Genomic DNA, 17,784 nt, shown 5'->3' with positions numbered 1-17,784 from the left:
CGAGACGTGGCTCCAGGTCAGTTGCCGAAGAATGCGGCGCCCGGGTCGGCCGATGACGACGGCAAGGGGCTGTGGCCTCGGCGATTCGTTCGTGGCTCGCGATGCGGGCGTGCGCAGGAACATCACGGGGTGGTCCCGAACGTCGTTGCTCGCCTCGAGGCGGTGTTCCTCGTGATGGAACCCGACGCGAGAGATCCGAGCAAAGTTCGGCACCGGAAGTGTCTTGGATGCAGCGCGCCTCACACCTGCGCTCCATCCTCGATGGCAGCGATGGCGTTGATCTCGATGAGCATCTCGGGATCGACCAATTTCGATACCTCTACAAGGGTGGAGGCCGGCGGGGGGTCCGCGAAGAACTGGCGGCGAATCCGGTGGATCGCAGCGAAGTGCTCGGTGTTTCTGACGAATACGGTGACGCTGACGATGTCGGTCATCGAGCCTCCGGCGGCCGCCATGGCCGCTTGCAGGTTCTCGCAGACCTTTTGCGTCTGTGCCTCGATGTCACCCTTGCCGATAACGGTTCCGTCGAGGTCACGTGCGGTCATCCCGGAGAGAAAAACCAACCGCCCGCGTACATCGACGGAAATTCCTTGCGAAAAATGCCCGCTGGGCCTGCTGAGCTGGGCGGAGCTCACTTTCTGCTTTGCCATGACGAATCTCCACTTCAAAGGGAGGGGATTTTGAGTCGACAGTTTTCAGGGACCTGCTGCGCCGGGACGGTCACAGCAGTATCTGGTGCGATGTGGTGCGCGCGTCCATCTCGTACTCGCAGTCCTCGACCGGCGGACGAGCCGGGTGCCAGGTGATCGATCCGGTTCCGTAGTCGAGGAGTTCTTCGCGAATCAGCGGACCGATGTCGTGGACGGTGTAGGCCCCGGTGTGCAGCACGTCCGACCAGCCGAGGCCCAGGACCCGCAACCGGAGTTCCTGCTCGGCCCGTACGAACCTGAGCTTTTCCCGCATGGCGTCGAGGCCCGTCTCGCCACGGCGGACGATGCTGTCGCGGTACTCGCCGGGGCCTTGGGCGCATTCGGCGTTGCCGGCCAGCACGAAGGTCGGCGAAGCCGTGCCGGACGGGATGGTGTACGAGAAGGCATGCAGCGAGGCAACCGGGGGTGGATTGTGCTGTGGGCAGACGTTGGTCCGTGCGACGGGGTTGACGCCGTCGCTGTACAGTCCCCAGCGTTCGAGGGTCTGCACGTAGAGGCGGTTGAATTCGATGAAGCCCTTTTCGGTGAACGGGGCGGGCGAGCGCAGTTCGCAAGCGCTGAATGCGGTGGTGGGTCGCCCGATCGAGGCCAGGTGGGCCTCGACCGCGGCGAAACCGTCCGCCAGTGGCAATGGATTCACGAACTGCGCCCGCACCATGGTGTGGCCCGATTCCGCACGGACGCCGCTCGAGAATTGAAAGACTCCGTCCACCTGGATGAATCGGTAACCGCCGGCGGCGAACTCGACTGCCTTCATCATTTTCTCCTCACTATGTGATCGTGCTCGGTATCCAAGTCGGTCGACTCGGCAGTTCCACGCCTCGAACCTTCCGGGTGCGGAATTCTCGGAAGTCGCCCCTCGGATCATTGCGCACGTACCGGATCGCTTCGCGTAGGTTGGAGTGCATTGGCGATTTCCGGGGCTCGCGTCGCATCGCGGAACTCCCGGCGGATTCTCCGGAAGCAGCCCCCGAGTGGCCCCACTCTTCTCCTGCGCGGCGGCGAGGAGGCACGTACGTAGGATACTAGGCATTTGTATTACAAAGTTCAATAGGTGGCTCGGAGATCTTCTTGCGTCGAACACAAGCCGACACGGCGTGGGGGCGGCCGTCGTAGATCAAGGCCCGGAGGTCGCCACGAACCCTGTCCGGGAACGACGTCACATGCGCCCCCCGGGGTTCGGAGCGCGAGGAACATCCCAACGTGGCCGGGGCTCTCGGCCTCCGGGTCCGGCATGGCTTTCATACCTGTAGAACAGTTGACCTGGGGTGGTGTCACCCCGCTCGGGGCACCGTGCTCCGACCCGATCGCTAACGTGCCTCATCAGGGCGCCGAAACCGTGGCGGAGACATGGTTCCCGCCGTACTCGAACGCAGCGCGGTGAGCCTTGCCCCGATCTCGGCGCCGATCGCGCAGGCGAGCGCTTCGGGGGTGTCGTCGGCGTATTCGGGCACGATGTGGTGAACCGTGCCGTCCCGCAGCAGGTCGATCGCGCCGACTCGCTGCGCTTGGGCCATCTCAGCCGCATGGTCGAGGTCGCCGTGCACGATCGCACTGGCGCCCTCGGGCGGAAGCGGTGACAGCCACGCGTTTTCCACCGCGATCACGAAATGGGCGGGCAGGAGGGCCAGCGCTCCGCCACCGCAGCCCTGCCCGAGCAGTACCGACACCGTTGGAACGCGCATCGTGGACATGCGCCCGATGCAACGGGCGATCTCGCCGGACAGGGCGCCCTGTTCGGCCTCGGGTGACAGTTCGGCGCCGGGGGTGTCGATGAACGAGACAAGAGGGAGACCGAGTTCGTCGGCCAGTCGCATCCCGCGCCGGGCCTCGCGCAGTGCGGTAGGACCCAAGGGGGCGAGGCCCGATTGGGCGACGCGGTCCTGGCCGATCACGACGCAGGGCTGTCCGTCGATACGGGCGAGCGCGAGGGTGATGGCGCTGTCATGCTCGCACTCTTCGGTGGCTCGCAGGCGGACCAGGGTATCGCTGCCATAGCGCAAGACCTCGTGTACGCCGGGACGATGTGGGCCGCGCGTGATCCGGATCGACTCCCACGTCGACCGCGTTCGGCAAACTCCGCCGGTCCGGCGGTCTCGGGTCGCCGGCGTCGGTGGGTCGAGGAGCAACCCCAGTACACGGTCCACGAATTGCGGCAGTTCCTCGGGTGGGACGACGGCATCGACGATGCCGCGGTCGGCGAGGGCTTCGGTGGTCTGGATGCCGGGTGGGAAGGGTTTGCCTTCCAACAACTCGTAGACCTTGGGCCCGAGGAATCCGATCAGGGCCCCTGGCTCGGCCATGGTGAAGTGGGCAAGAGAGCCCCATGACGCGAACACGCCGCCTGTCGTGGGATGGCGGAGGTAGGCCAGGTACGGGAGTCCGGCCGCGCGGTGCTCCATGAGCGCGCGGCTGATGTCGACCATGTGGACGAACGCGGGCGTGCCCTCCTGCATTCGGGTACCGCCCGAGGCCGTGGCCGCGATGATCGGAATGCCCTCGGCAGTGGCCCGGCGAACGGCCGACACGATGCGCAAGGCCGCGCCGCGTCCGATCGATCCTGCCAGGAAGCGGAATTCGTTCACCACCACCGCCGTGGGCCGACCGCCAACGAATCCGCGACCGGTGACCACCGACTCGTCCGTCCCCGAGCGTTCCGCTGCGGACTCCAATTGCCGGCGATACGCAGAATCCGGGTCGAAGTGATCCACCGGCTCGTCCCACGACTCGAACGAACCCTGATCCAAGAGGAGATCGAGCAGATCCCCGGCCGTCATACGATCGCTCACGCGGATCCCCCCAACCATGCGCGGATCTCGTCGCCGTGCTCATCGAGCACGGGTGGCGAATCGTGGGTGGTCCCGGTCGTCTCGCCGCCGTCGATGTCGAAGAACCGCAGCGGCGGACCCGGCAGGGTCAATCTGCCGAGGGTGGCGTGTTCGACATCGATCAGCAGCCCTTGGCTCGCGGTCTGCTCCCATGTGTAGACCTCGTCGAGCGTTCGGACCCGGCCTGCGGGAATGCCGACCTCGGCCAGTCTCGCCAACAGCTCGGCGGCCTTCCTGTCCGCGAACACCTCCTCCACGAGGGCGACGACTCGCTCCCGGTCCCGCGCGCGCTCAGCGTTCGTCGCGACACCGGATTCGTTCGGAGCGAGGCCGAAAGCATGGCAGAAGTCGTGCCACAGGCCCTCGCTGCCGACCGCGATCTGCACGGTCCCGTCGGCGCATCGAAATAGTCCGTAGGGCGAGATCGAGGGATGATGGTTGCCCTGCGCGCGTCCCACCTCGCCGGCCACGGTCCAGCGTGTGCCCTGGAAGCCGTGGACCCCGACGGTCGCGGCGAGCAGGGATGTGCGCACGAGGGTGCCGATCCCGGTTCGTCGACGGTCATGGAGCGCCGCCAACACGCCGTAGGCGCCGTACATGCCGGCGAGGATGTCACTGATCGGTGTGCCGACCCTCTGGGGGTCCTGCGGGCCGGATCCGGTGATCGACATCAGCCCCGCCTCGCCTTGGGCGATTTGGTCGTAGCCGGCTCGACCGCCTTCGGGTCCATCGTGCCCGAAGCCGGTGATCGACAGTGCGATCAGGCGGGGATTGCGGTCGTGCAGGGACGCTATGCCCAGGCCGAGCCGTTCGAGCACGCCGGTGCGGAAGTTCTCGACGAGGACGTCCGCGCGGTCGACCAGGGCCAGGAAGGTCTCCCGGTCCTCCTCGTCGCGAAGGTCCAGGGCGATCGACTCCTTGTTGCGATTGGCGGACAGGAAGTAGGTGGATTCGCGCCGTTGCTCGTCGGCGGGTCCGGCGTCCGTATCCGTGCCCGCGTGGCCGTCCGCGGAGGGCCACCGAAAGGGAGGACCCCAGCCGCGGGTGTCGTCACCGCGCCCGGGTGTCTCCACCTTGATGATGCGAGCGCCCAGGTCGCCGAGCATCATCGTGGCGTGCGGACCTGCGAGCGCGCGTGACAGGTCGAGAACCAGGAGATCGTCGAGGGGGCCACTGCGATGCATCATCGCGTCACACCGTCCCGGACGGGCCGGTCGGGTGTCGGCGCGCCTCGCTGCCGACGATCCGGTTGCGTATGCGGCCCAGCTTCTCGACTTCGACCTCCACGATGTCGCCCGGCCGCAGCAGCCACACAGGCGTTCGTGCGTAGCCGACTCCCGAGGGGGTGCCGGTCGCGAGAAGGTCTCCGGGGCGCAGCGTCGTCGTCCTGGAGATGTGAGCGAGCGTGTCTCCGACGGTGAAGATCATTTGGTCGGTGCTGCCGTCCTGGACGACTTCGCCGTTTACCCGGGTCCGCACCCGCAAGCCGTCGCGCAGGTCCCCGACGTCGGCGGCCGGCACCAGGGGGCCGAGGGGGCCCGAGGCGTCGGCGTTCTTGCCCAGGGTCCATTGGGATGTGAGTTTTTGGGCGCGCCGGGCGGTGATGTCGTTGAACGTGGAATAGCCGACGACGGCCGCCAGCGCAGCGTCCGGCGTGCTGTCCGTGAGCGTCGATCCGATCCAGGCCACGACCTCGCCCTCCCAGTCGAGACCGTCTTCTCCCGTGGGCACCGGCACATCCTTGCCCGACACCGAGAGAGTGTCCGGCCACCGGCCGAAGAGAGTGGGGTGTCGCGGCGATTCGGCGTCGCGGTAGGACCCCTCCTCGACGTGTTCTCGATAGTTGAGGCCGACGCAGAAAACCCGGGCACCGGGAAGTACCGGGGGGACCAGTTCCAGATCGGTCGACGCGACCGCGTCGTCGGGGGTCGGGCTCGCCAGATACCTCCCGGGCGCCCGCCAGAATTCTTCGAGGCTTGCGAGGACGGTGACCGTGGCGCCGTCCTCGCCGAGTCGGCCGACGTCGACCGCGCCGTTCGGGTGCCGGACTCCAACGATGCTCATGCGATTGATCTCCTCACCGATGGTGCGCCAGGACGCTGACGCGAAGGGCGCGCGGGCTGTGTGGATGTCGCAGTCGCAGACCTTAACATCATACGTAGGACAAAGCACCAGCTCTTTTCGAGTCGACAGTGTTCGCCGTCACTGCCGAACGGCGAGGTCGAGACCTCGAGGCCGGGGCCCTCGAGCCACAAGGGCAAGCAAGCTCGAATCCCGGGTGATCGGGGTCATGCGGCCGGTTCGGGGTTCTGTCCGCGCGTTCGACGACCGCGGCGTCTCAGCCGGGACCCGATCGCATCACGCGAACACTTGACGAGAGGATCCGCCGCAGCAGAGGATGTTTAAGTCCTACAAAGTATGTAGGGCTGAAGCGGATTCTCATGGACGGCAGTGAGGCGCGGCGTGAAGCGACCTCTCGCCGATCGACCGAGCGCTCGGCACGTCGGCTCGTCGCCGGTCTCAGACTCGTCGAGACGGCTGCGGATGACGGTCTGGCCGGTGCCCCACGGCAGCGTCACGCTCGTCGACCACTCTGTGATCCGGCGTCGGATCACGGACGTTTCCGTGTTGTAGGTCAGGCCTCGGGCGGGCCGGTCAGGTCCGTTCGGCCTTACCAACGCCTTCCGCCACCTCCTGGAACCGCTCTCCCGGCGGTGACAGCCACCTCCCAAACACGGGCGGGCAGGTACGGCGGCCGACCTGTGGTCATGCGGTTACGGCCGCCCGGATCCATTGATCATGTGTACGAACAGAGAGCTGGAGTCTCCATGTTGAACGTGGCAATCGTCGTGGGAAGCACCCGACCCGGGAACCGGGCCGGTGCGGTGGCCCGCTGGATTCACGAGACAGCGTCCCGACGCGCTGACGCGACCTGGGAGATCGTCGACCTCGGCGACTTCGAACTCCCTCTCCTGGACGAGCCGATTCCGGCGGCTGTCGACGACTACAGGCACGAACACACGAAGCGATGGGCCGCGAAGATGGCGACGTTCGACGCCTACGTGTTCGTGACACCGGAATACAACCACTCCACCTCCGGAGCGCTGAAGAACGCAATCGACTTTCTCTACGCGGAGTGGGTCAACAAGGCCGCCGGATTCGTGAGCTACGGCTACGACGGAGGCACGCGTGCCGTGGAACACCTCAGACTCGTCCTGGGCGGACTCCAGGTTGCGGACGTGGCGGCCCAGGTGGCGCTCACGATCCACGGGGACTATGTCGACGAGACCGAGTTGCGACCGCGCGAACACCAGTACGCGGCGGCGGGCTCGATGCTCGATCAGGTGGTTGCCTGGGGCGCGGCCCTGCGACCACTGCGCTTGGGTGACGAGCTCTGATCAGCTGTGTTCACCGCGCGTTCCGGGTCCGTGCATCGTGTTCGACGGTGGCCATTCCCCGCGCCGGCGATTTCGGGGTGGGAGCCGAGTTGTTCGGGCGAGCGTTACGGGACGGACGCGTGCGCGGGGAAATCGGACGGGACGGTCAGATCCGCCGTCACGTCGCCGTCCGCGACCTTGGCGCGCGGCGCCCCGGGCGAGCGCTCGGTGGGAGGAGGATCCGCCCGGCGGGTGCTCGGGAAAGCGGACGGGCCATTGGGCAGGTGATCGAGTGATTCACGGTGGTCTCCGCGGCAGTGGGCTGTCGGATGGCTTCCTACGTGGCCCCCGGCTACGCCGTCCGGGGTGCGGAGGACAGGATCCTGATCAACCGCCTGAGTAGCCCCGCGTTTTCCGAACGGGTTGATTGCTGTTGTTCTATGCCACGAGGTTCAATTCCCGCTCTGGGCACAGGACTTCGTGGGACGTGCGATAGCCGAGTCCGGAGAGCAGGCGTCGGCGGTTGTAGTGGCCCTCGATGACCCTGTTGCCCAGTAGCTCTACGCGGCGAGGTCGAGGGCTGCGAGGTGTGATGTCCGGGTGAGCGCGAGTGGCTTTTCGTTCCACCAGGCGTCGAGGCGGATGAGGTTGATGGCTGTGGCCGTGAAGATGTGGGCGAGGCGCGTCTTCGGCAGTCCCATATAGCGTGTCCGGCGGGCGCCGGTGGCTGCGACGGCCTGGTGGATCGTGGCTTTCACGCCCGAGCGAACCGCGTAGCGGGCCTTCCGCTCATCTGTGGCCTGTTCGGCTCGGACGCGTTCGAGGACGGCGTCCCGTTCCTGCGGACGGACGGTGAGTTGACGCCCGTAGCGTGTGGAGCTGGTGCATTGGTCGCGCACCGGACACGGGGCGCACGTCTCGGTGGCGAAGCGGATGCGGATCGTCGGCCGGTGATTGTGGTCGTGGCCTCGGTCCAGTAGCGGCTGGTGGAACCGTTGGGGCAAGTGGCTTTTTGTGAGACCCAGTTGATGGCGAAGGTCGTCTTTCCGAAGCCGGCGGCCCGAACTGGCTGACGCGTGGTGTTCGGCCTGACGGGGCCGGTGACGCGGACGCCGCGCTCGGTCGGCGCGGTCAGCAGGAGCTCCGCGGAAACGTAGCCGGCGTCCATCAGGCGCTCGGCCGGCAGCAGTCCCTTGTCGTCGAGCCGGTCGTGGATCGCATCGACAACCACCGCATCGCCGACCGTGGCATCTGTGGTGACCACGTGGGTGATCACGTGCGGGCGGCCGGACTCGGGGCTGTCGCAGGTCTCACTGAAGTGGACTTTGTAGCCGTCCCAGGCCGAGCCGCGCTTCACCGCGCAGCGGGAGTCCGGGTCATACGGCGAGGTGATCCTGTCTCTGCTGGGCGGGAGATCGTCCTTGCCCCCGCCAGGCCGCCTCCTGCACCCCGTCGGTTACCGTCCGCTTGAACTGCTGCATCCACACCGTCCGCAGGATTCCAACCGCGGGGACCTCCCGCAGCCAACCGGGGGCCGCAGGAGAGACGACCGCTTCGAGCAGGAGGTACCGTCGGCGGCGATGCGCTCCGTGAGCCGGACCCGTTTGTCCTCCTCGCTCGGCAGGCAATAGGAGTCCACCCGGGCTCCGTACCGTCCCTGCCAGGACGGATCCATCCACGTGACGAGCCGGCCGGGTGCCGAGACCGCGATCGCCTCCAGCGCCGCACGCAGTGTCTCGCCCACGAACTCCAGGCGGTTCAGATCCCGTACCGCGGCAATCACATGCGTGGAGTCCGTGCGCTGCCGGCCTCCGGACGCGACCAGTTTCAGGTCCGCCAGTCGTTCCAGCAGGAGATCAAAGACCTTCTCCTCCAGGCCGTGAGCCACAAGCCGATCCCGGAACCCGGTCAGCACGGTGAAGTCGAAGCCGGGATCCGCCAGTTCGAGGCCCAGCAGGTACTTCCAGTCGATCCTCGTCCGCACCGCATGAGCGGTCTGGCGATCGGTCAGGTTCTCGGCGAACTGCAGCATGCAGACCAGCGCCAGTTGCCCGGGCGATAACCCCCCGGACGGCCCCGGACCCCGAACGCGGATCGGAAGTCCTCGTCGTCGAACAGCGGGCCGAGCGGATCCCGCACTCGCATCGCCAGGCATCCCTTCGGGAACGCCGCGCGCGCGACCATCCGCGTTGTCTCGGGAACCCCTCGACCCGAACCCCGACCCATCGACACCACACCACCCCGTCCCGCGGCCGCACGACGAACACCCCTGACAGGCCGCGACTTCAGGCTCCATCCCGCAGAGCCCGCGTAACTGCAAGATCACCCAGGTTCACTCAATTAAGGAACAGGGTCATCGAAGGTTGGTACAACTTCCGCAGGCTGCACAGCAGACTCGGCTACCGCACACCCGTCGAATACGAAGCCGTACTCGCGGCCTGACCACCACAACGACGGTGTCCGTCAAAGCGGAGCAAGCTCAGTCCGGCCGAACTCGTCCATGCGTACAAGCATTCGGGCTTCCCGAGCGCAAACCGAGGCGACTCTGCAGCGGACGCGACGCTGACGACCACCTTGCGTGACCGCCTGATTCCGACAGGTCGCCCAGCGTTTACGAGCTGTTTGCTATGAGTCACTAATATGCTCGTAGCTGTGGAGATCGCAGGGGCGAATCGTCCACAGCATTCCCACCTTCCGACCCGAGTCCGGCCCGACTCTGCTGCACGAGGAGCCGAGGAGTGACCCGAGCCAGAATGGTCCAGATGTCCGGGGCCGTGCCCGCCAAGATGGAGCCGGAGCGGCGGGTGCGCGCCCACGGAGCCGGTGGATCGGGCGCGCGCGTGGCCGCACCCGTCGCCGCACGACCCCAAACCGTTTCGTCGTGCGGCCACTTCCCACCCGAAGCGACGGCCGGGTACGGCCGGGACCGCAGACACCCGAGTGTTCGGGACCTGTCCTGTCCAACGGCGGAGCCCGTCGTGTCGGCGGTCTCGGGACCCGCCACGCCGGCCCCGGCAGCTTCCGCAGCCCGGCGGCTCGCCGGGCCCAGATCCCCGCGGGAGAGAACGTCCGGCGTTCTCCGGGTGTTCGGCCGCTGAATCGAAGCGCGGTTGCCCACCTCCGGGATTCCTGCCCGCCTGGGCTTCCGCTCGCCCCGTACACGCTTTCGCCCACCGTGTGCCGCTGCACGTCCACTACCGGACACTCGCCGGCAGCGGCACTCCCTCACGCCTGTCACGATCTGCGTCGCTCCCCGACGCATCCGTCACACCGACGCGCCCACAGGGCGCTCAGGAGGCACCCTCACATGAAGCATCTCGTCGACCACGCCCGCGCATTCCCGCGACGGGCAGCCCAGCGGCACGAGGAATTAAGTCGGCTTGCCGAAGGGCAGTCGCCGCACGCCCTGTTCGTCACCTGCTCGGACTCCCGGATCATTCCCTCCATGATCACGGGGGCTCGCCCCGGGGAGCTCTTCGAGCTGCGCACCGCCGGTAACATCGTCCCCCGCCACGACCAGTCGCATCCGGCGGGCGAGACGGCCACCATCGAGTACGCGGTCGAGGTGCTCGACGTCGCCGACATCATCGTGTGCGGCCACTCGCATTGCGGCGCGGTCGGCGCGATGGCGCGGAGCGAGGACCTGACGGGGCTGCCCGCCGTCCGGGACTGGCTCCGGCAGGCGGCACCACTGCCCCACGGCATCGACTCCGGACCCCCGGATATCGCAGAGGCGGTGCAGTCCCACGTCCTGGACCAGCTCGACCGGCTGCGCGCCTACCCGTGCGTCGCCCGCCGGCTGGCGGATGGGCGACTGCGCCTGCACGGCTGGTTCTACGAGGTCCACACCGGTTCCGTGCTCGCCCATCGCGCACACGCCGACACCTTTCTCCCCCTGTGAGCGCGCCCGAAAGGCGGTGGCCGACCCTGCTCCGCGGCCCCAGGAACGTGGATTCCTTCGATCTGCGGCGCGACTTCACCGCCTCCCTCGTCGTCTTCCTCGTCGCGCTGCCCCTGTGCGTGGGCGTCGCCGTCGCATCCGGCGTCCCGGCCGAACTCGGGCTGGTCACCGGCATCGTCGGCGGCCTGCTCACCGGTCTGCTGCCGGGCAGCAGCCTGCAAGTCTCCGGCCCGGCCGCCGGGCTCACCGTCCTCGTCTACGAGGCCGTACAGAAGTACGGTCTGCCCCTCCTCGGCGTCATCGTCCTCGCAGCCGGGCTGCTCCAACTGCTCATGGGTGCCCTGCGCCTGGGCCGATGGTTCAGGGCCATTTCCGTTGCGGTCGTCGAAGGCATGCTGGCCGGGATCGGGCTGGTCCTGATCGCCGGCCAGCTCTACTCCATGGCCGACGCGAAAGCCCCCTCCGGAGGACTGGCGAAGATCGCCGGATTGCCCGACATGCTCTTCGACACGGCGCGTTCCGGCAGCGCGCAGGCAGCCTTCGCGTTGGGGGCGGGCACGATCGCGGTGCTCGTGCTGTGGAAGAAGCTTCCCACGCGCGCACGGGTCGTCCCGGCTCCGCTCGCCGCTGTCGCTCTGGCGACCTCCGCCTCGATGCTCTTCCGACTGCCCGTCGCGAAAATCGAGGTGCAGGGCCTGCAGGGGGCCATCCAGCCGCCGGACGTCGGCGACTTCGGGCAGCTGGCGGGCGTCGGCCTCATCGGCACGGTCCTCGCGTTCACCCTCATCGCCTCGGCGGAAAGCCTTTTCAGCGCGGCCGCGGTGGACCGACTGCACGACGGACAACGCACCGACTACGACAAGGAGTTGATGGCACAGGGCGCGGGCAACACCCTGTGCGGCGCACTCGGCGCACTGCCGATGACCGCGGTCATCGTCCGCAGCGCCGCCAATGTCCAGGCCGGCGCACGGACCAAGGCGTCGCGCGTACTGCACGGCGTGTGGCTGCTCCTGTTCGCGGCCCTGCTGCCCGCGGCCCTCGGTGTCATCCCGCTCGCGGCGCTCGCCGGTGTCCTGGTGCACGCGGGCTGCAAGCTCATCCCCGTCGCGGCGTTGCGGCAACTGTGGCCCGGACACCGCGGCGAGGCCCTGATCCTGGTCGTCACCGCCGTCGCGATCGTCGCGGTGAGCATGTTCGAGGGTGTTCTCATCGGGCTCGCCCTGGCCGTGGCCAAGACGGCCTGGGACACCTCCCACGTGCGCGTGGACGTGATAGACAAGGGCGCCGGTCCCATCCAGGCCCACCTGAGCGGAAACGCCACGTTCCTGAGACTGCCGAAAATCCTCGACGCGCTGGAAGCCCTGCCGCAGAACCGGCCCATCGAAGTACACATGTCCGGCCTGCGCCACCTCGACCACGCGTGCCGGACATCCCTGGAGAACTGGGCCGCCCGCCACAGCGCCGAGGGTGTCGAGCCGGTCAGGGTCAATGCCCGGCCCGAGTCGGGTCCCGCCGGGTAGACCACCGGCCAGGGCGGGGAGTGCGAGGGGATCGGCCACCGGTCGACGTGATGCAAGCACCGGCGGCCGGGTGGAACTCGGTGCGTGCCAGGCCGGTGGCTCTCCCTCGCAGCCGTCCAGGCCGGCCCCTCGCGCCGCAGGGTCCGAATGCGGTGCTCGCGCGGGCGCACCCGCCGGACCCGCTTGAACGCCGTGCTGAGCGCGAACGCGCTTCGGTAGCCCACCTTCTCGGCCACCGCGCCGACGGTCGCCTGCGGATCACACAAAAGGTCGGCGGCCGGCGCGAGGCGCCACGGGCTCGGGAACGCCATCGGCGGTTCACCGATCAGCTCGGTGAACCGCCGCGTGAACGAGGCCCGCGACACCCCGTCGAACTCGCCAACGAGGCGACGCTTTACGGGAGTTCAGGGCAGTTGTGGATCAAGCACGGGGCCTCCCGACCGACGATCGGGTCGCGACGCCCCCGGTACCAATCCGGGGCGTCCGCCGCGGAACGTCCGAACCACGCCCGCAGGGTCGCGATCGGCAAGAGGTCCAACAGCCGGTCGAGCAGCTCCTCCTGGCCGAATCTCCTCGGCGATCTCGGCCGTGAGCAACGGGATCAGCGGGCAATCCCACTCGTCCGCGCGGATCACCAACAGGTTCGGCAGTGCCTCCAGGAGCGAACGGCTCACCGGGGGCGTGTCGGTCGAACGGCGCCCGGCCCGGGAACTCGGCGCGGTCACGGCCGCGTTGGCCGCGCTGATCCGGGCCTTCGAGCCTCTCGCCGGGCCGGCCGGATCGACCCACACCCGACCGGACCCCGGCCCCGGGCACCGCAGAGGGGTCGGTGGGCCGGTGGCTCTGCTCGCGGGCTCGGTCGATCGCGCACGGGGTTTCCTCACGCCGGTGGTGGGATCCCTGCGGAAAACAGTGTTGCGGTACCCCCTCGACGCGTGGTGGCGTTGCGATCGTGCTGGATCGGGCTTGCCCGACGACGTGCCGGGAATCATGGCGAGGTGCCTGTCTTCGGAATCCCGCCGCTCGCGGTCGATGATCGGGGCAACGTCCTGGTCTGCTTTGTGGGCGGCGTTGAGGGCGCGCCGCCGTCGGACGCGCCGTTGCCGGCGGCGTTGGTGGCTCTGTGGCACGGCGATCGTGTCCTGATGGTCTTCGATCGGTTCCGGCGGGGGTGGGAACTTCCCGGTGGCCGGGTGGAGGTGGGCGAGTCTCCGCGCGGGGCGGCGGTGCGCGAGTTGTGGGAGGAGAGCGGTCAGGAGTCCGACGGTCCTTTGCGGTTCGTCGGCTACGCGGGCTTCGTCCTGGCGCCCGACGGGCGAGCCGAGTACGCGGCGTTGTTCGCGGGCCGCATCGCGGATGTTCGGGAGTTCCGGGCCAACGAGGAGATCGCGGCGATCCGTTGGTGGAACCTGCGGGACGCCCTCCCGGAGCGTGTCCAACGCCTGGATGCCCACCTTGCCCGGCTCACACGCGAGTCGGACTCCGAGCACCCTCAACACCCTGCTTGAATCGCTCAATCGCGCGCGAGTAGCCGAAACGATGGAGCGAAACCAGGTCCGCTCGACGGAGGCCGCGTGCCGCACCAGGCCCAGGAGCGTGAGCCCCGAGGTCGGGAGCACCTTGCGCTTCAACCGGTCGCCGGTCAGGCCCGCGCACTTCATGGCCAGTGTCGCCCGCTCGTAGTCGAGGAACGAGATGAGCGACGCACGGTCGTCGGCCACCTTCGAGGGGTGTATGCGCCGGTCGTCGGTCACCGGGCGATCATGGCAAGGACGCGTGCTCGCGGGCCACCCCCGGTCCGAGGAGTGGACCCCGGCCCGCCACCGTCATGGTGTGCTCCGGGATGCTTGGTAGAGGCGAAGCATCCAAGACCGACCAGCACTCGCGAGCCCAGGAAGTGCGTACTTCGGCGGTGCGTCGAAAGCGGGGGGACACCCGGGTGTTCGTGGAATGTACCCCGGTGACGTCAAACGCCCCCGCCCGGGCCGTGACGTACGGGATCGCCGGGGAACTGCTCGCCACCGACTCGACGATCCGGCGCCGGGATGCCCCCGGCAGGCGACACCTCTCCGTACGCCGTGTCCAGCGGCTTCCACCCCGCGACCCGACGCCACGGCCACCCGATCTGCATCCCGGTCTCCGGCAAGCACGGTCCAAGCTCCCGACCCCGCTGAGCTCCGGTAATTCCATCAGGCGTGGGGCCGTCGATTGGATCAACTGTCGGAACCGTGGGATGACTGCCTCGCCTGCGGACCTACGGACCGGCCGGGTGGTGCGCGATTTCGTGAGTCCGAACGGCACGATCGTCGACCGTGCCGGCGCGACGATGTATCGCGGTGCGGGCCGGCACGGCGGCCCGGATCCTCACCGTGGAGCGGCTGCCGGGACGCTTCGGTCGTCGCCCTCATGTCCGCTGTGCTGCCGCCGGCCGCCGGAGCGCGGCAGCAGGGCGACGATGAGCAGGGCGCCGAGCGCCACGCAGATCGCGCCCACCGTGAGGCCGCGTGGGTAGCCCATGACGGCCAGCGTGGCCACCCCGACGGCGCCGCCGATCTGTTGGACTGAGGTGAACAGGGCCGAGCCGAGGCCGGCGTCGTCCTCGGTGGTGTCGGCGACCGCGGCCGCGGCGAGGACGGGCAGGCTCAGGCCGTTGCCGACGCTCAGGATGAGCATGCCGGGCAGGACGTGGGCCGCGTAGGAGTCGCCGGCTGCCACGCCGGAGAGCAGGAGCAGGCCGGCGACGTTGATCGCGAACGCGAGCAGGAGTGCCCAGCGCGTCCCGATCCGGAGCCAGATGCGCGAGGACATCCACATGCCCGCCAGGATGCCGGCGCCGTAGGGCAGGTAGGCGATGCCGGCCAGGAGCGGGCTGTACCCCAGGGCGGTCTGCACCTGGATCATCAGGAGGAACGCCATCGCGTACATCGCCATGGAGAACAACAAGGTCGCGCCGTTGGCGACTGCGCGCGTCCGCGAGAGCAGGAACGACCTCGGCACCAGCGGCGCCGCCGCCCGCGACTCCGCCAGCTGGAACGCAACTGCGAGGACGGCCGCCAGGGTGAGGGCGGCGATGACGATCGGATCGTTCCAGACGGTTTCGCCTGACCGCAGCAGGCCATACACCAGCGACACCGCGGCGCCGGTGAGCAGGACGGCGCCGGGAACGTCGAGGTGGCGCGGGCCGGGGGCGCGGGACTCGGGGACCAGACGGGGCAGCAGCGCCAGGGCCACGGCGACGACGGGCAGGTTGATCAGAAAGATCCCGCGCCAGGACACCAGGTCGGTGAGCGCTCCGGACAGGACCAGGCCCGAGGTCCCGCCCAGGGCCGCGACGCCGCCCCAGATGCCCAGGACTTTGGCCCGCTCCTTCGGTTCCGGGTACATGAGCATGATCATCGACATTGCCGCCGGGCCGGCCATCGCGGCGCCCGCGCCCTGCACGAACCGCCCGAGGACGAGTTGCCAGGGTTCCTGGGCGAGCCCGCACGCCAGGCTGGCCGCCCCGAACAGCGCCACGCCGGTGAGGAACACCCGGCGTCGGCCCAGCAGGTCCGCCATCCGTCCGCACAGGAGCAGCAGTCCACCGAAGGCAAGGAAGTAGGCGTTGACCACCCAGGGCAACTCCGAGGCACTGAAGCCGAGTTCGTCGCGGATGCTGGGCAGGGCCACACTGACGACGGTGTCGTCGAGCACGAGCATGAACTGGACCAGGCACAGCATGATCATCGGCATGCGGTCACACTAGGATCCGCCGTATTTTGGCCACAATCCGCGATGAGGCCAGACTGTGTCGCATGGAGGACAACCGCATGCAGGACGTGGGCGCGATTCTCGTCGGCCGGTTCCCCTTGGCCTCGGGCGAGTGGATCCCCGCGCATCATCACACCCACCACCAGCTCGCGTGGACCCGGAGCGGAGTACTGAGCGTCGGTGTGGGCGAGGTGTACTGGGTCCTGCCGCCCACCAGGGCGCTGTGGCTGCCCGCGGGCGTCACCCACACGACCGGCGCGACCCGCGGCGCGGTGCTGTGCAGCCTGTACCTGCCGCCGGAACGCTGCCCCCTGGACTGGCCCGAACCCACCGCGGTCGGCGTCGACGGCCTGCTGGCCGAGCTGATCGGGTACCTCGCCCGCACCGACCTCGCCGACGAAGCGCGGCGGCGTGCCGAGGCTCTGCTGCCCGACCTGCTGCACCCGCTGCCCACCCGACCCATCGACGTACCGCAACCTACCGATGAACGCGTCCGGGCAGTGGCGGCCGCGCTACTGGCGGATCCGGCCGACCCCCGCAGCTTGGAGGCGCACGCCCGCGCCGCCGGGGTGAGCCGACGGACGTTGACGCGGCTGTTCGTGCAGGACACCGGCATGAGCTTCGAGCATTGGCGAACCCAGGTGCGGCTGCAGGCCGCGCTGCCGCTGTTGGCCGAGGGGCAGCCGGTTTCACGAGTGGCGCACGCCGTGGGATACGCCACGGCGAGCGCGTTCCTGGCAGCCTTCCGCCGCACGGTCGGCACCACGCCCCGGCGCTACCTGCACAGTCGTTGAACTGTTCCGGTGGGCAGGCACGCCTCGTCCCGTCCGAGTCCGGCGGGGGCGCCAACTCGAACAGCGCCGCGATCGCGGCGGCCGGTTCCCGGCGCGGCACCACCGCCTCGATGCGCTGCCACATCGCCTCGAACGACCCCACGGCGGGCCTGTGGATCTCGCCGGTGTCGGTGTCGACCCGTTTCGAGGTCGTGTCGAACACGACCTGAAAGGCGGTCGCCGGCTTCGCCGACGCCCGTTCCACCTTCGGCAGCGTCTTGATCTTGCCCTTCACCGTCTCCCGCTCGGCTTTCGCCGGCAGCTTCGTGGCGATCAGCAAAGCAGATCCAGCGCATCGTCCACGGCCCGTGTCGTCGGATACACGGCAGTGGCCGGCAACGTCGCCAACCGCCCTGGGAATCGCCGTGCCGCCGCAGCAGCGTCGCCTTGCCGTCCACCCCGTACCGCGACAACTCCGCCAGCCGCGCGGCGGTACCGTCCAGATTCCCCATTCAACGCGCCCGCCCGGGTGCAACCCGAGTCCCTGACGACGGTCGAGCTGCGTGCTCTGCCGGATGCGGCCAGGATCGCCTTCGACCGGGCCCGCCGCGTCTGGCACGCCAACCTCGGGTCTTTGAGGACGCCGCAACTGGAGGCGCAGCACGAGGACTTGTGGGACATCCTGGACAGCAATCCGCAGGACGGTGACAAGGCCAAGGGCGCGGCGGCGGTCGACGTGTTCCCCGGCTGGGCAAGAGCACGTCGGTGCTGGCGATGGGCCGGGCGTTCCACCGGCGGACGGTTGCGGAGGAGGGCGAGTACACGGCGTCCGGGCACGAGCGGTGGCCGGTATCCCGGATCGGATTGACCGGGAGCACGGGGATGCGGGATTTCAACCGGGCGATGCTGGAGTTCTTCGGGCATC

Annotated in this window: 14 protein-coding genes and 3 pseudogenes; 6 read left to right on the top strand and 11 right to left on the bottom strand. The window is 68.7% G+C overall.

Annotated elements, in window-relative coordinates; all coding sequences use genetic code 11:
• Positions 1 to 239: 239 nt before the first annotated feature.
• The 5 genes from ACIRL2_RS40350 to ACIRL2_RS40330 form a co-directional block, all read right to left on the bottom strand.
• Positions 240 to 650 carry a RidA family protein gene (locus ACIRL2_RS40350; RefSeq protein WP_402239106.1) on the bottom strand — a complete coding sequence of 137 codons (411 nt, stop codon included), beginning with the start codon at positions 648 to 650 and terminating at the stop codon, positions 240 to 242.
• A gap of 70 nt (positions 651 to 720) precedes the next feature.
• Positions 721 to 1,467, bottom strand: a complete 747-nt coding sequence (locus tag ACIRL2_RS40345; protein ID WP_395872836.1) for a hypothetical protein — start codon at positions 1,465 to 1,467, stop codon at positions 721 to 723.
• A gap of 553 nt (positions 1,468 to 2,020) precedes the next feature.
• Positions 2,021 to 3,499: a carboxyl transferase domain-containing protein gene (locus ACIRL2_RS40340; protein ID WP_402239104.1), complete on the bottom strand. Its 1,479-nt coding sequence runs from the start codon at positions 3,497 to 3,499 to the stop codon at positions 2,021 to 2,023.
• Entirely contained in the window at positions 3,496 to 4,725 is a 1,230-nt protein-coding gene (locus tag ACIRL2_RS40335; protein WP_402239102.1) for a CaiB/BaiF CoA transferase family protein, read from the bottom strand. The genes ACIRL2_RS40340 and ACIRL2_RS40335 overlap by 4 nt, the downstream gene beginning before the upstream one ends.
• A 4-nt stretch (positions 4,726 to 4,729) precedes the next feature.
• On the bottom strand, positions 4,730 to 5,602 hold the full coding sequence (locus ACIRL2_RS40330) for a fumarylacetoacetate hydrolase family protein (RefSeq protein ID WP_395872839.1): 873 nt from the start codon (positions 5,600 to 5,602) through the stop codon (positions 4,730 to 4,732).
• A 764-nt stretch (positions 5,603 to 6,366) separates the two neighbouring features.
• On the opposite strand from ACIRL2_RS40330, the gene ACIRL2_RS40325 reads away from it, so the two are divergent.
• A complete protein-coding gene (locus ACIRL2_RS40325) occupies positions 6,367 to 6,936 on the top strand; it encodes an NADPH-dependent FMN reductase (protein ID WP_402239100.1) in 570 nt (189 codons plus the stop codon).
• 539 nt (positions 6,937 to 7,475) lie between these two features.
• Here the strand turns inward: ACIRL2_RS40325 and ACIRL2_RS40320 are convergent.
• Together ACIRL2_RS40320 and ACIRL2_RS40315 are read right to left on the bottom strand one after the other, a co-directional pair.
• Entirely contained in the window at positions 7,476 to 7,919 is a 444-nt protein-coding gene (locus ACIRL2_RS40320) for a transposase (protein ID WP_402239098.1), read from the bottom strand.
• Positions 7,920 to 8,371: 452 nt separating this feature from the next.
• Positions 8,372 to 8,947 carry a transposase gene (locus ACIRL2_RS40315; RefSeq protein WP_402239096.1) on the bottom strand — a complete coding sequence of 192 codons (576 nt, stop codon included), beginning with the start codon at positions 8,945 to 8,947 and terminating at the stop codon, positions 8,372 to 8,374.
• A gap of 1,275 nt (positions 8,948 to 10,222) precedes the next feature.
• Between ACIRL2_RS40315 and ACIRL2_RS40310 the strand changes: the two genes are divergently transcribed.
• A complete protein-coding gene (locus ACIRL2_RS40310) occupies positions 10,223 to 10,816 on the top strand; it encodes a carbonic anhydrase (protein ID WP_402239094.1) in 594 nt (197 codons plus the stop codon).
• A 47-nt stretch (positions 10,817 to 10,863) separates the two neighbouring features.
• Positions 10,864 to 12,336, top strand: coding sequence for a SulP family inorganic anion transporter (locus ACIRL2_RS40305; RefSeq protein ID WP_402239091.1), 1,473 nt, complete (start codon positions 10,864 to 10,866; stop codon positions 12,334 to 12,336).
• A gap of 161 nt (positions 12,337 to 12,497) precedes the next feature.
• Here ACIRL2_RS40305 and ACIRL2_RS40300 read toward each other — a convergent pair.
• Positions 12,498 to 12,701: pseudogene (locus ACIRL2_RS40300) on the bottom strand (helix-turn-helix domain-containing protein); the annotation flags it as partial.
• Between the two features lie 633 nt (positions 12,702 to 13,334).
• Between ACIRL2_RS40300 and ACIRL2_RS40295 the strand changes: the two are divergent.
• Entirely contained in the window at positions 13,335 to 13,844 is a 510-nt protein-coding gene (locus ACIRL2_RS40295) for an NUDIX domain-containing protein (protein ID WP_402239090.1), read from the top strand.
• A 24-nt stretch (positions 13,845 to 13,868) separates the two neighbouring features.
• Here the strand turns inward: ACIRL2_RS40295 and ACIRL2_RS40290 are convergent.
• A pseudogene (locus ACIRL2_RS40290) lies at positions 13,869 to 14,057 on the bottom strand (DUF664 domain-containing protein); the annotation flags it as partial.
• 643 nt (positions 14,058 to 14,700) lie between these two features.
• Positions 14,701 to 16,068, bottom strand: a complete 1,368-nt coding sequence (locus ACIRL2_RS40285; protein ID WP_402239087.1) for an MFS transporter — start codon at positions 16,066 to 16,068, stop codon at positions 14,701 to 14,703.
• Positions 16,069 to 16,130: 62 nt separating this feature from the next.
• On the opposite strand from ACIRL2_RS40285, the gene ACIRL2_RS40280 reads away from it, so the two are divergent.
• Entirely contained in the window at positions 16,131 to 16,880 is a 750-nt protein-coding gene (locus ACIRL2_RS40280; protein ID WP_402239085.1) for an AraC family transcriptional regulator, read from the top strand.
• Positions 16,881 to 16,911: 31 nt separating this feature from the next.
• Here ACIRL2_RS40280 and ACIRL2_RS40275 read toward each other — a convergent pair.
• Positions 16,912 to 17,344, bottom strand: a pseudogene (locus ACIRL2_RS40275) (Tn3 family transposase); the annotation flags it as partial.
• 44 nt (positions 17,345 to 17,388) lie between these two features.
• On the opposite strand from ACIRL2_RS40275, the gene ACIRL2_RS40270 reads away from it, so the two are divergent.
• Positions 17,389 to 17,727 carry a hypothetical protein gene (locus ACIRL2_RS40270; RefSeq protein WP_402239082.1) on the top strand — a complete coding sequence of 113 codons (339 nt, stop codon included), beginning with the start codon at positions 17,389 to 17,391 and terminating at the stop codon, positions 17,725 to 17,727.
• Positions 17,728 to 17,784 lie beyond the last annotated feature (57 nt).

It is taken from the genome of Embleya sp. NPDC127516 (genome assembly GCF_044765325.1).
Lineage (GTDB): Bacteria > Actinomycetota > Actinomycetes > Streptomycetales > Streptomycetaceae > Embleya.
The sequence above is the reverse complement of the archived record's forward strand: the minus strand, read 5'-3'. Positions and strand labels throughout refer to the sequence as shown.